Below are 12,520 nucleotides of genomic sequence, written 5' to 3'. Positions count from 1 at the left end.
GCCGTGGTCAGCGCTTGCGCTCGCCGTCGGAGACGCGGACGAGGCCCTCCTGCATGACGGAGACGACCAGCTCGCCCTGCCGGGTGAACACCTGCCCGCGGGCGAGGCCCCGGGCGCCGCCGGCGAACGGTGTGTCCTGGTAGTACAGCAGCCAGTCGTCGGCGCGGAACGGCCGGTGGAACCACATCGCGTGGTCGAGGCTGGCGCCCATCGTCCGCTTGTCGCCCCAGGCCAGGCCGTGGTTGAGCAGGACGGTGTCGAGCAGCGTCATGTCCGAGGCGTAGGTCATCAGGCAGACGTGCAGCAGCGGGTCGTCCGGCAGGTCGCCGTCCACCTTCAGCCACACCTTCGACTCGGGGGTGGCGAGCGCCGGGTCCTTGGCCGCCTCCCAGGTCAGCGGCGTCGCGTGCCGGATGTCGAACGGGCGCCGGGTGACGAACTCGCGCGCGCCGACCTCGCCGAACACCGGCGTCAGCCGGGTCAGGCCGTCCGGCAGCGTCTCGGGGGCGGGCGCGTCCGGCATGGGGGCCTGGTGGAACGGCCCCTCCTCGGCGATCTGGAACGAGGCCGACAGCGTGAAGATCGCCTTGCCGTGCTGGACGGCCATGACCCGGCGCGTCGTGAACGACCGGCCGTCGCGCACCCGGTCGACGGTGTAGACGATCGGGACGAGCGGGTCGCCGGGCCGGATGAAGTAGGCGTGCAGCGAGTGGACGGGCCGGTTCGCGGGGACGGTGCGCCCGGCGGCGACGAGCGCCTGCCCGGCCACCTGGCCGCCGAAGACGCGCTGCCGCCGCTCCTCGGGGCTGCGGCCGCGGAAGATGTCGTTCTCGATCTGTTCGAGGTCGAGCAGGTCCAGCAGGGCCTTGAGCGATTCCTTCACGGCGGCCAGTCTTCCGTATCGGCCCCAGTGACCGGGATCTCACCCCCGCGGCACCGGCTCGTCCGCTAAGCCCCCGTGACCGGAATCTCACCCCTGCGGACCTGCGCTCCCCGGCCTGGGGAACACCGGCGGCACGCGTCCTCGCCAGCGTGGCCGGTTCGGTGGCCGTCCAGGCCGGGCAGCTCGAGAGGCGGCGGGTCAGTGGCCGCAGAGGGTGAGGACGGCGTCGCCGTAGCGGTCGAGCTTCACCTTGCCGACGCCCGGGATGCGGGCGAGATCCTCCAGGGAGTCGGGGGCGTGCTCGGCGATCGCCTGCAGGGTGGCGTCGGTGAACACGACGTAGGCGGGGATCTTCTGCTCGGCGGCGACCTCGGCGCGCCAGTCCTTCAGGGCGAGGAGGAGTTCCTCGTTCAGCTCGGACGGGCAGTCCTCGCAGCGGCCGAGCTTGCGTTCGACGGCGGCGGTCAGCGGGCGGCCGCAGACGCGGCACGGCTGCGGGCCCTTGGCCGGGCGGCGCTTGGAGCGGTCGGCGCGGGGCGGGGTGTGCGTGGTGGTCTTGCCGGTCAGGCCGTCCAGGAAGCGGGACGGGCGGCGCGTCTGCGACCCGCCGGGCGAGCGCGACAGCGCCCACGAGAGCGCCAGGTGCACGCGGGCCCGCGTCACCCCGACGTAGAGGAGGCGGCGCTCCTCCTCGATCTGGGCGGGCGTCTTGGCGTAGATGATGGGCAGCGTGCCCTCGGCCAGCCCGACGAGGAACACCGCGTCCCACTCCAGGCCCTTGGCGGCGTGCAGCGACGCGAGCGTGACGCCCTCCAGCGGCGGCGCGTGCTGCGCGGCGGCGCGCTCCTCCAGCTCGGCGACGAAGTCGGCGAGGCCGGCCTTCGGGTTGTCGGCGGCCATGTCCTCGGCGAGCTGGGCGAGCGCGGCGAGCGACTCCCAGCGCGCGCGGGCCGCGCCCGCGCCGTCGGGCGGCTGGTCGGTGAACCCCGCCCCCGACAGGACGTGCCGGACGGTCTGGATCAGCCCCATCCCGTCGGTCTCGGGGTCGGCGCCCGCCCGCGCCGCGCCGCGCAGCCGGACCACCGCCTCGCGCACCTCGGGCCGCTCGAAGAACCGCTCCGCGCCCCGCAGCACGTACGGGACGCCCGCCGCCGCGAGCGCCGACTCGTAGGTCTCGGACTGCGCGTTGACGCGGAACAGGATCGCGATCTCCCGCGCGGGGACGCCCTCGTCGATCAGCTTGCGGGCCTGCCGGGCGGCGTCGTCGGCCTCGGCGACCTCGTCGTCGTACTCGTTGAACACCGGCTCGGGGCCGTCCGCGCGCTGGGCCAGCAGCTCCAGCTTGTGGCGGGCGCCGCGCGCCTGCCCGATCACGCCGTTGGCCAGCCGGACCACCTGCGGCGTCGACCGGTAGTCGCGGACGAGCTTCACGACCTTCGCGCCCGGGTGCTCGCGGGTGAAGTCGAGCAGGTGGGACGGGGACGCGCCGGTGAAGGAGTAGATCGTCTGGTTGGGGTCGCCGACGACGCACAGGTCGTCGCGGTCGCCGAGCCAGGTGTCGAGCAGCATCTTCTGCAGCGGGTTGACGTCCTGGAACTCGTCGACCACGAAGTACCGGTACTGCTCGCGGACCTGGTTCGCGACCTCCCGGTGCTCGGTGAGGACGGCGGCGGTCAGCTCCAGCATCCCCTCGAAGTCGAGCAGGTTGCGCTCCCGCCTGAGCTGCTCGTACATCGCGTAGACGCGGGCCACGTCGACGACGTCGGCGGGCGGCTTGCGGTCGGCCTTGGCGACCGCGGCGGGGTAGTCCTCGGGGCGGTGCTGGGTGACCTTCGCCCACTCGATCTCGCTCGCGAGGTCGCGCAGCTCGGTGCGCGCGAACGACAGCCGGCACGCGCGCGCGGCGTCGGCGACCAGCCCGATCTTCGAGTCGACGATCTTGGGCGCCTCGCCGCCGATGACCCGCGGCCAGAAGTAGCTCAGCTGCCGCAGCGCCGCCGCGTGGAACGTGCGGGCCTGCACGCCGGGCGCGCCGAGCTGCCGGAGCCGGCTGCGCAGCTCCCCCGCCGCGCGCGTGGTGAACGTCACGGCGAGCACCCGCTGCGGCGTGACGACACCGGTCAGCGTCGCGTAGGCGATCCGGTGCGTGATGGCCCTGGTCTTGCCCGTCCCGGCGCCCGCGAGCACGCACACCGGCCCCTTCACCGCCTCGGCGACCGCCCGCTGTTCGGGGTCGAGTCCCTCCAGCACCGACTCAGCCAACATGCCTCCATACTCGCAGCCCGTCCCACGTGCATCAGCCGATACGCCGCCTGTGGACGACCAGGAATGCCCGGGGGCTGTCTACTGTTCTGGCGTAGGCACCGACTGTCCGAACGAACGAGGAGACCACGAAGCGATGGCGACGCCGACGACCGGCCAGCTCACCATGTACACGACGTCCTGGTGCGGGTTCTGCCGCCGGCTGAAGAGCCAGCTCGCGCGGGACGGCATCGAGATGGTCGAGGTCGACATCGAGCGCGACCCCGAGGCCGCCGACTTCGTCATGAGCGTCAACGGCGGAAACCAGACCGTCCCCACGGTCCTGTTCCCGGACGGCACGGCCGCGACGAACCCCAGCGCCAAGGAGGTCAAGCGCCGCCTGGCGGAGATCGCGAAGACCGCGTAGCCCGGTCGCGCGGAAGGCCCGCCGGCCACCGGCCGGCGGGCCTCGCCATGTCAGAAGCCGGGCAGGTCAGAAGGCGGGCATTTTGGGGAGTTCGCCGCCGTACCAGCGCATGATGAGCTGCGCGGCGATGGACAGCGGGCCCGGCGCGACGATCTCGCCCGCCTCGATGGCGGCGCGCAACTCGTCGCGGGTGTACCAGGCGGCGTCCTGGATCTCCTCCGGGTCGGGGTTCAGCGGGACGGCGCCGTCCGTGTGCGCGGTGAAGCCCAGCATCAGGCTCTGCGGCAGCGGCCACGGCTGGCTGCCGAGGTAGTGGACGTCCTGGACGGCGAGCCCGACCTCCTCCTTCACCTCCCGCGCGACGGCCTGCTCCAGCGACTCGCCCGGCTCGACGAACCCGGCGAGGATGGAGCGGCGGTCGGCGGGCCACTGCGGGCCGCGGGCCAGCAGGATGCGGTCGTCCTCGTCGGTCACCAGCATGATCACGGCCGGGTCGACGCGCGGGAAGTGCTGCGAGCCGTCCTCCGGGCAGACGCGCACGTGCCCGGCGGACGCCACCCGGGTCCGGGCGCCGCAGCGCGGGCAGAACCCGTGGGTGCCGTGCCAGTGCTCCAGCGCGACGGCGTGGGTGAGCAGGCCGGAGTCGCGGTCGCCGAGGAGCGCGCCGACGCGGCGCAGCCCGGCCGGTTCGGCCCCCTCGATGGCGGGCAGCGGCCCGGACACGCCGAAGTACACGGTGCCGCCGTCGTCGGCGCCGAGGAGCCAGCGCTCGCCGTCCGGCGCCTGCGCGGGCGGGACGAGCACGAGCGCCGGGCTGGGCTCATAGACCACGAGGGACTGCCCGTTCTGGATGACGAGGACGCGCGTCTCCGGATCGTTCCAAGCGGCGTCCAGCCAGGCGTCGTCGCGGCGGTTCAGCGCGGCCCGGTCGAGGGTTCCGCGCGCGAGCGCGAGCCACTCCAGTGGGGCTTCGGTCACAACTGCTCCTCTCCCGGGTATGTCAGCGCAGCGCGGTGGCGAGTTCTTCCCACAGGTGCGCGGCGGCCTCGGCGCCCTTGAGCAGCAGCGGGATCTCGACCTTCTCGTTGGGGGCGTGGATGCGGTCGCCGTTCAGCCCGACCGCGACGAAGACGAGCGGCGCGTCCAGGATGTCGGCGAGGTCGGCCTCGGGGCCGCTGCCACCCTCGCGGGTGAACAGCACCTCGGTGCCGAACGCCCGCTCCATCGCGCGCCGGGCGGCGGCCACGACGGGCGAGTCGATCGGCGAGAAGCACGGGCGGACGCCGCCGGCCGGGCAGCGCACCTCGGCGTCCACGCCGGGCGGGGCGTGCTCGGCGACCCACGCCTTGAACGCCTCCTGGACCTTGCGGGGGTCCTGGCCGGCGACGAGCCGGAAGGAGATCTTGGCGTGCGCGTCGCGCGGGACGATCGTCTTGCCGCCCGGCCCGGTGTGCCCGCCCCACATGCCGTTGATCTCGGCGGTGGGGCGCGCCCAGATGCGCTCCAGGGTGGTGTAGCCCTTCTCGCCCCGCGCGGCGCGGCTCTCGCCCGCGGTGCGCAGCCACTCGTCCTCGTCGAACGGCAGGCGCGCGAACGACGCGCGCTCCTCGTCCGTCAGCGGGACGACGTCGTCGTAGAAGCCGGGGAGGGTGACGCGGCCGTCGGCGTCGTGCAGGGCGGCGAGCAGCGCCGCCATCGCGTGCAGCGGGTTCGGGACGGCGCCGCCGAACGAGCCGGAGTGCAGGTCGGTGGACGGGCCGCGCAGCGTGACCTCGACCTCGGTGAGCCCGCGCATCCCGGTGCACATGGACGGGACGTCCGCCGCCCACATCGTGGTGTCGCTGATGACGACGGCGTCGCAGGCGAGCCGGTCGCGGTGGGCGCGGAGCAGGTCGGCGAAGTGCACCGAGCCCGCCTCCTCCTCGCCCTCGACCAGCAGCTTGACGGTCACGGGCGGGGCCTGCCGGCCGGACGCGGCGAGCAGCGCGCGCAGGCCGAGCGTGTGGAAGAAGACCTGGCCCTTGTCGTCGGAGGCGCCGCGCCCGATGAGCTGGTCGCCCTTCTCGACGGGCGCGAACGGGTCGGTCTCCCATTCGGTGAGGGGTTCGACCGGCTGGACGTCGTGGTGGCCGTAGACGACGACGGCGGGGGCGCCGGGGTCGTCGGCGGGCCATTCGGCGAAGACGGCCGGATGGCCGCCGGTCTCCCACATCTCGACGGTCGGGAAGCCCTGCCCGCGCAGGTAGGAGACGAGCCAGGCGGCCGAGTCGCGGACGTCGGCGGCGTGCGCCGGGTTCCCGGAGATGGACGGGATCGCCAGCCACTCCTTCAGATCGGCGACGAATCTGTCCCGTTCCGCCTGGATGTACCCGACCACGTCGTTCACCGCATGCCCCTTCGCATGTGCGTTCTGTCGTACCGTTGCAACGGCGTTCCACCGGCCGGCACCGGCGCGTCCGGCCTTCTCCGGCCGGCACCCTCCGGCCGGCACCGCCGCGAGCTTACATCGACGTCAACGGAGTGTTAGGGGAAGCAGCTTGATCCTCATCGATCCGCCGCTGTGGCCCGCGCGCGGCCGTGTCTGGTCGCACATGGTGAGCGATGTCTCGTACGAGGAGCTGCACGCGTTCGCGGCGGACCTGGGGATGCCGCCCAGGGCCTTCGAGCGCGACCACTACGACGTCCCGTCCGAGCTGTACGAGGCCGCTGTGCTGCAGGGGGCGGAGGCGGTCGGCTGCCAGGAGTTGCTGTTGCGGCTCACCAAGGCGGGCCTGCGCCGCCGCAAGAGCTACCGCCCGCGCGTCACTCACTGAGCGCTGAGGCGGCGCGCTAGGCGTTGAGCAGCATCAGTTCCGTGCGGATGTTGCTGCGCGCGCGTTCCTCGAACCGTTCGCGTGCGGGCGGTGTGTGGAAGAGCTTGGGGAGTGCCAGTAGGCCGTTGAGCACTTCTGCGCGTCCGGCTGCGAAGAACTCGTCGGGGACGAACGCGTACTCCTCCCTGACGGCGGCGGTGTAGGCGGCGTACTGGTCGGGGTCCGCGCCGAGGATGGCGAGGTCCGCGTCGCACAGGACCTGGCCGTTGCGGTCGTCCTCGCCGGGGGCGTGCGTGGTCGTGAGCTCGACCAGCCGGGCCACCTCCTGGACGCCGGCGGCCGCGAGGTCGGTGTCGGCGAGCATGCGGACGGCGAGGCGGGCGCTGCGCTCCTCGTTGTCGGCGCGCTCGGGGTCGTAGACGGCGTCGTGGAACCAGGCGGCGAGGCGGACGAGGTCGGGATCGGCGGCATGCCCGGCCAGCTCGTCCACCAGGTCGAGGACGGCGGTCAGGTGCGCCCGGGTGTGGTAGCGGCGGTGCGGCTCGCCGTAGCGCTCGTCCAACTCCGTCCCGATATGCCGGGTGTGCGGCCCCGCCAGCGCGACCCACCGGTCGACAAGATCCATGGCCCCATCCTGGCGGACGCCGCGCCGGGCGGACCACCGGACCGTCCGTGCGAGGGCACGCGCCGGGGACCGGGACACGCGGTGCGATCGTTCTTGCGCGCGCGGTGCCGCCCCGCCACTATGATCACTGCGAGTTAGGCAAGGCTTACCTCACCCACGAACCGAACTGGAAAGGCCGATCGTGGCCGCCTCGCTCTACCTGGTCGCCGGGAAGGCGACCGATTCGGTGACGCACGGGTTCGTGCCCGCCGCCGCGCGCCTCGGGCTGGACGCGGTGCTGCTCACCGACCGTCCGGGAGCCTACCGGTCCGGCGCGCACGCGTTCGGCGGGCCGGTCGTCGAGTGCGACGTCTCCGACTTCCGCGACATCGTGCACCGCATCAGCGGGGCGGGTGCTGAGCCCGCCGCTGTCTTCTCCAACAGCGACTTTCTGCAGGCGCCCGCCGCGCTGGCGGCCGCGTACTTCGGTCTTCCGGCCAAGGACTGGCGGGCGGCCACCCGCGCCAAGAACAAGGCCCTCATGCGCCGCCACCTCGCGGGCATCGACCCGGTGTTCTCCGCTGACGCGCGCGAGGTGCCGCCGGACGCGCCTTACCCGCTCGTCCTGAAGCCCCGCGAGGGCGTCGCCAGCGAGGACGTGTTCCTGGTCGAGGACGCGGCGGAACTGGCCGCACGCGCAGACGAGATCGCCGCCCGGCGCGACGACCCCCTCGTGGCCGAGGAGTACCTGCCTGGGCACCTCCACACGCTGGAGACGCTCGGCGATGGGCGGGAACTGCGCGTCCTGGGCTCGTTCCGTACGACGGTCTCGGCGCCGCCGTTCTTCGTTGAGGAGCGCCTTGAGTGGGCGGCACCGCCTCCGGAGACGCCCCAGGTGCTGCGCCAGTTGGAGGCGCTGGGGGTCGGGTTCGGCGCGTGCCATACCGAGTTCGTCGTCCATGAGGGCCGCGCCCGCATCATCGAGGTCAACTACCGGCTCATCGGCGACCACTGCGATTTCCTCTTGGCCGACCTGCTGGGCGTGCTGCTCTTCGAGCAGATCCTCCAGGTCCACTTGGGCGGGCCTGTGCCGGGTGTGCACGTCCCACGTCCGCGTCACGCCGTCGCGGAGCCGGTCATCGCCGACCGCTCCGGCGTCCTCACCGCGGCCCCCGGCCCGGTGCGGGTGGACGATGGTGAGGTGCGACTCTCCTACCGCCCCCAGCGCGCGGTGGGCGACCCGGTCGCGGTGACCCGCACCAACCGCGACTACCTGGGCACCGTGCGTGCGATCGGCCCCGGCCCGGACGAGGTCGAGGCCGCGCTCGCGCGCTTCCGCGCGGACCACAGCTGGACGATCACGTGACCGACCGCGCCGACGCGGCCTCGCCGCCGGACCGCGGCGAGGGCCCGCTGGCGGCCCGCGTGCTGGACGCGCTGCTCCGCGAGGATTACGGCGGCATGCGGCGCTTCATCAGGGGCGAGAGATTAGAACTGCCCGGCCGTTCCGTGCGGCTGCTGCGCGCGCGCCCGGTCTTCCTTTCCGAACTCGTCGTGGCCCCTGGTGGGCAGGACCTGAAGTTGAGCGACGTCTTCCAGGCCGTCCGCTCGGTGGCCGACCCGCGCGACGACACGGCGGCCTTCGAGCGCGAATGCCGGGCCGCGCTCGCGGCCGGGAAACTGCACGACGACGCGCGTCCCGCCGTGCACCGGCGGCTGGCGCGCATCCCGGACGCGCTGCGGACGGGCCCCGGGACGTTCTACGAGACGCTGGCGGCCTACAACGACCACCCGGTGCATCCGGCGGGGCGGAGCCGCGCGGGGCTGTCCATGGCCGATCTGAGCCGCTACGCGCCCGAGTTCGCGCCATCGTTCCCGCTGCGGTGGGCGCCCGTGCGGAACCCGGTGCTCGCCGGGCCGCTGCCGGAGTGGTGGCCCGCGCCGTCCGACGTGGGTCTGGGCTCCGGCGGGGCGGCGGGGGCGCTGTTCCCCGTCCATCCGCTGGCGGTGCGGCAGGTGCGCGCGGAGGCCGGGACGGCTCCGGCGCCCGAGCCGTTCCTGCGGGTCGGCCCGACACTGTCGATGCGCACCGTGGCCGTGCTCAGCGGCACCGCGCCGCTCGTCCACGTGAAGATGCCGCTGCCGACCAGCACGCTCGGCCTGCGCAACCGGCGCACCATCATGCCCGGCACGCTCCATGACGGAGCACTTGTCGAACGCATCCTGCGCCGCGTGCTCCAGCGCGAATCGGCGCTCCCGGTGCTTCTCGCCGATGAGCAGACCTACGGCCACGCCAACGACCCGCTCCTGGCCTACCTCGTGCGGCGTTTCCCGCCGGAAACGGCGCGCGCGCACATCGTCCCGGTGGCGGCCTTGCTCGCCGAGGCCCCGGACGGCGGCTACGTCATCGAACGCTGGGACGTCGAAGAACTCTTCGGCACGTACCTGTCCGCGCTGTTCGAGTGGAACGTCACGCTGTTCCGCTACGGGATCGCGCTGGAGGCGCATCAGCAGAACGTCGCGCTCGTCCTGGACGACGCCTCTCCGCTGCGTCTCCTCATCAAGGACAACGACGGCGCGCTGATGGACCCGTCGCTGCTCGGGGAGCGCCTCGCCCCGTCCCCCGGCACGGACCCGCGCGACCTCATCGACCGCCGGATGACGACCACCGACCCCGACGCCCTCGCCCGCGTGTTCGTCACCATCACACTGCACCTGTGCGCCGCCGCGGTCGCCGTCGGCCTGGCCGAGCGGGGGCTGCTCCCGTGGCGCACGGGGCTCGCGATGGTCCGCGAGCGGCTCGACGCCGCGCTCGGCCCGGCGGACGCGTTCCTGCGCTCCCGCACGCTCGACGCCGGCTCCCTGCCGGGCAAGGCCATGCTCACCGCCGGGACGCTCGTCGACAAGGCCAGGACCGGCGCGGCCGACATCAACAAGCACTACGGCCCGCCGGGGCCCAACTACCTACTACTGGACGCGACGTGCCGCTGACTGGGCTCACAGAACTGACCGGACCGGCCGTCACGGCCGGCGACGCCACCGCGACCGCACTGCTCAACTGCCTGATCCGGGAGGTCTGCGCGCCCGAGCAGCAGCTGTGGCCGGACGGCGACCATCTCCTCGCCCGCCTGCCCCGCGCAGGCGTCGTCCTGCGCGCGCGCCTGACCCGGCCACCGGCAGGCCCCACCTACCGCCTGGCGCCGCCCTACGAGGAGCAGCGGGAGGACGAGTGGATCCTCACGTCCTGGGACAGGCTGGCCAACCTCGTCGCGGGCGAACTGGAGTTGGCGACCGGCCGTCCCAACCCCGAGTTCCTCACCCAGGTGGACGACAGCCACACGGCGCTGGCCGCGATACTCGCCGCTAGGAGCGAGGCGTCCGGCGACCGGTACATCGCCTCAGAACAGGCTCTCGTCGCGGGGCACCGATTCCACCCGTCTCCTAAGGCCCGCCAGGGGGCGCCTGGTGACTGGCTCCAGTACGCGCCGGAGACCCGGGCCCGCTTCCGTCCGCACTGGCTGGCCGTCCCGGACGACCTCGTCGCCGAGGAAGGAGACCCGGACGCGTTCGCGGCCGTGGCGTCTTACGGGCCTCCCGCTCCCCCAGGCCGGACACTGCTCCCCGTCCACCCGTGGCAGTTCTCCCTACTCGCGGACAACCCCGTCCTACAGAAGGCTCTGGCGCAGGACCTCTTGGTCGACCTCGGCCCGTCCGACACCGAGGCGATCCCCACCTCGTCCGTCCGGACGGCGTACCTGCCGGACGCCGACGTCTTCTGCAAGTTCAGCCTGGACGTCCGCATCACCAACTGCGTGCGCAAGAACGCCTGGTACGAGCTGAGCGGCGCCATCGCCCTCAACGAACTGCTGCCGCCCATCTTCGACAAGCTCGGCTCGACGCTGCTCGCAGAGCCCGCCTACCGCAGCGTCACACTCCCCGACCGCCGCCTGTACGAGGGTTTGGGGGTGATCCTGCGCCAGGGCGTCAGATCCCTGCCCGGCACACCGCTGCTGGCTGGCGCCTTGACCGACCCCTACAGCACCCTCCTCGCGGACCTGCCCGCTCTAGAGACCCCCGAGCGAGCCCGCGCCTGGTGGGACGCCTACGTGGCGCAAGTGGCACCGCCCGTCCTCCGCGCTTACCTGGACCACGGCATCGTCCTGGAACCGCACCTTCAGAACGTGCTCGTCTGCGTCGACCCGACGGGCATGCCCGTCCACGCTGCGTTCCGCGACCTGGAGGGCACCAAGCTGACCGCAGGCCGCTGGGACCTCTCGCACCTGCCGCCCCGCGTCGCCGAAAGCCTCACCTACGCGCCCGACCGGGGCTGGAACCGCGTCGTCTACTGCCTCCTCATCAACCACCTCACCGAAGTCGCCGCCGCGGTCGCCGACCTGCACCCGCACCTGGAGCGGACGCTCTGGCAGGACGCGCGAAAGCACTTCGCCGTCCACGACCACCACCCGCAAGTCAGAGCGCTCCTCGCCGGAGTCCCCGTACCGGCGAAGGCGAACCTCCGCACCCGCTGGTCCCGCGTAGCCGACCGAGGCGCCACCTACGTCCCGACCCCCAACCCACTGGCAGCACCCAGACCGCTATGAACGAAGTCGCCGAATTCGCACTCAGCCTCGACAGCTACCCGGCTTACGTCTATGACTTGCCGGGTCTACGGGAACACGTCGAAGCCATCCGAGAAGCGCTTGGCTCCACGGAGTTGTTCTACGCCGCCAAGGCCAACCCTGATGCCGAGATACTCCGCACCCTGGCGCCCCATGTGGACGGCATAGAGGTGGCTTCGGGCGGCGAACTGGCCCACGTCCGGGCGACCCTGCTCGGCGTGCCGCTCGCCTTCGGCGGCCCAGGCAAGACACTCGAAGAACTACGCCTGGCCTTGACCGTCGAACGCGCCCATGTGGAAAGCCCTAACGAACTGAGGAACCTGGCCGCGCTGGGGCCCGCCGACATCCTGCTCCGCGCGAACCTACCTCTCCGCACCCCGAACGCCGCGCTCACCATGAGCGGCCCCTTCGGCATGGACGAGGACGCCCTCAACGAATGCGCCCGCCTCCTGGCCGACAACCCCCACCTCACCCTGCGCGGCGTCCACGCCCATTTGGCCTCCGGCCTGGACGCCCCCACCATGCTCGACCTCGCCCACCAGATAGCCGATTGGGCGCTCCCCTGGCTGAAGACCCAAGGCGTGGACGACCCCGAACTGAACGTCGGGGGTGGCATGGCAGTGGACTACACGTCCCCCAGAGCCCTCTTCGACTGGCGCACCTACGCGACGGGGCTGGCTTCCATTCCGGCCACGGTCCGCATAGAGCCCGGCCGCGCCATCACCGCCTACCACGGGTGGTACGTCACCGACGTGCTGGACGTGAAGACGACCAGAAGCGAGACCTACGTGATCCTCCGGGGCGGCACGCACCACCTCAGAACCCCGGTGACGAAGGGCCATGACCAGCCCTTCCAGGTCCTGACCGCCACGGGCCCGGAGTCCCCCGCGACGCTCGTCGGCCAGTTGTGCACCCCGAAGGACGTCTTCGCCC

Annotated in this window: 11 protein-coding genes; 6 read left to right on the top strand and 5 right to left on the bottom strand. The window is 72.6% G+C overall.

The window, feature by feature from the left end; translation table 11 throughout:
• Positions 1–7: 7 nt before the first annotated feature.
• Both tesB and ETD96_RS08705 read right to left on the bottom strand, forming a co-directional pair.
• Positions 8–883, bottom strand: coding sequence for an acyl-CoA thioesterase II (gene tesB, locus ETD96_RS08710; protein ID WP_138635786.1), 876 nt, complete (start codon positions 881–883; stop codon positions 8–10).
• Between the two features lie 198 nt (positions 884–1,081).
• Positions 1,082–3,148 carry an ATP-dependent DNA helicase UvrD2 gene (locus ETD96_RS08705; RefSeq protein ID WP_138635785.1) on the bottom strand — a complete coding sequence of 689 codons (2,067 nt, stop codon included), beginning with the start codon at positions 3,146–3,148 and terminating at the stop codon, positions 1,082–1,084.
• Between the two features lie 133 nt (positions 3,149–3,281).
• Here ETD96_RS08705 and ETD96_RS08700 point away from each other — a divergent pair, with 133 nt between their 5' ends.
• Complete coding sequence (locus tag ETD96_RS08700; protein WP_138635784.1) at positions 3,282–3,551, top strand: mycoredoxin; 270 nt, start codon at positions 3,282–3,284, stop codon at positions 3,549–3,551.
• Between the two features lie 66 nt (positions 3,552–3,617).
• Here the strand turns inward: ETD96_RS08700 and nudC are convergent, their stop codons facing one another.
• Both nudC and ETD96_RS08690 read right to left on the bottom strand, forming a co-directional pair.
• Positions 3,618–4,529, bottom strand: a complete 912-nt coding sequence (gene nudC, locus ETD96_RS08695; protein ID WP_138635783.1) for an NAD(+) diphosphatase — start codon at positions 4,527–4,529, stop codon at positions 3,618–3,620.
• A 22-nt stretch (positions 4,530–4,551) separates the two neighbouring features.
• On the bottom strand, positions 4,552–5,937 hold the full coding sequence (locus ETD96_RS08690; protein WP_138635782.1) for a dipeptidase: 1,386 nt from the start codon (positions 5,935–5,937) through the stop codon (positions 4,552–4,554).
• Positions 5,938–6,088: 151 nt separating this feature from the next.
• Between ETD96_RS08690 and ETD96_RS44495 the strand changes: the two genes are divergently transcribed.
• Complete coding sequence (locus ETD96_RS44495; RefSeq protein WP_171068928.1) at positions 6,089–6,364, top strand: DUF4031 domain-containing protein; 276 nt, start codon at positions 6,089–6,091, stop codon at positions 6,362–6,364.
• Between the two features lie 16 nt (positions 6,365–6,380).
• Here the strand turns inward: ETD96_RS44495 and ETD96_RS08680 are convergent, their stop codons facing one another.
• Positions 6,381–6,989, bottom strand: coding sequence for an HD domain-containing protein (locus ETD96_RS08680; protein WP_138635780.1), 609 nt, complete (start codon positions 6,987–6,989; stop codon positions 6,381–6,383).
• 181 nt (positions 6,990–7,170) lie between these two features.
• Here ETD96_RS08680 and ETD96_RS08675 point away from each other — a divergent pair, with 181 nt between their 5' ends.
• The 4 genes from ETD96_RS08675 to ETD96_RS08660 form a co-directional block, all read left to right on the top strand.
• Complete coding sequence (locus ETD96_RS08675; RefSeq protein WP_138635779.1) at positions 7,171–8,334, top strand: ATP-grasp domain-containing protein; 1,164 nt, start codon at positions 7,171–7,173, stop codon at positions 8,332–8,334.
• Positions 8,331–9,959, top strand: a complete 1,629-nt coding sequence (locus ETD96_RS08670) for an IucA/IucC family protein (RefSeq protein WP_240807394.1) — start codon at positions 8,331–8,333, stop codon at positions 9,957–9,959. The genes ETD96_RS08675 and ETD96_RS08670 overlap by 4 nt, the downstream gene beginning before the upstream one ends.
• Positions 9,950–11,569, top strand: coding sequence for an IucA/IucC family protein (locus ETD96_RS08665; protein WP_138635778.1), 1,620 nt, complete (start codon positions 9,950–9,952; stop codon positions 11,567–11,569). The genes ETD96_RS08670 and ETD96_RS08665 overlap by 10 nt, the downstream gene beginning before the upstream one ends.
• Positions 11,566–12,520: alanine racemase (locus ETD96_RS08660; protein WP_138635777.1), on the top strand; the 955-nt coding region annotated here is incomplete at its 3' end. The genes ETD96_RS08665 and ETD96_RS08660, both read left to right, overlap by 4 nt.

The sequence above is a fragment of the Actinomadura geliboluensis genome, assembly GCF_005889745.1.
In the GTDB taxonomy this organism is placed as follows: domain Bacteria; phylum Actinomycetota; class Actinomycetes; order Streptosporangiales; family Streptosporangiaceae; genus Spirillospora; species Spirillospora geliboluensis.
The sequence above is the reverse complement of the archived record's forward strand: the minus strand, read 5'-3'. Positions and strand labels throughout refer to the sequence as shown.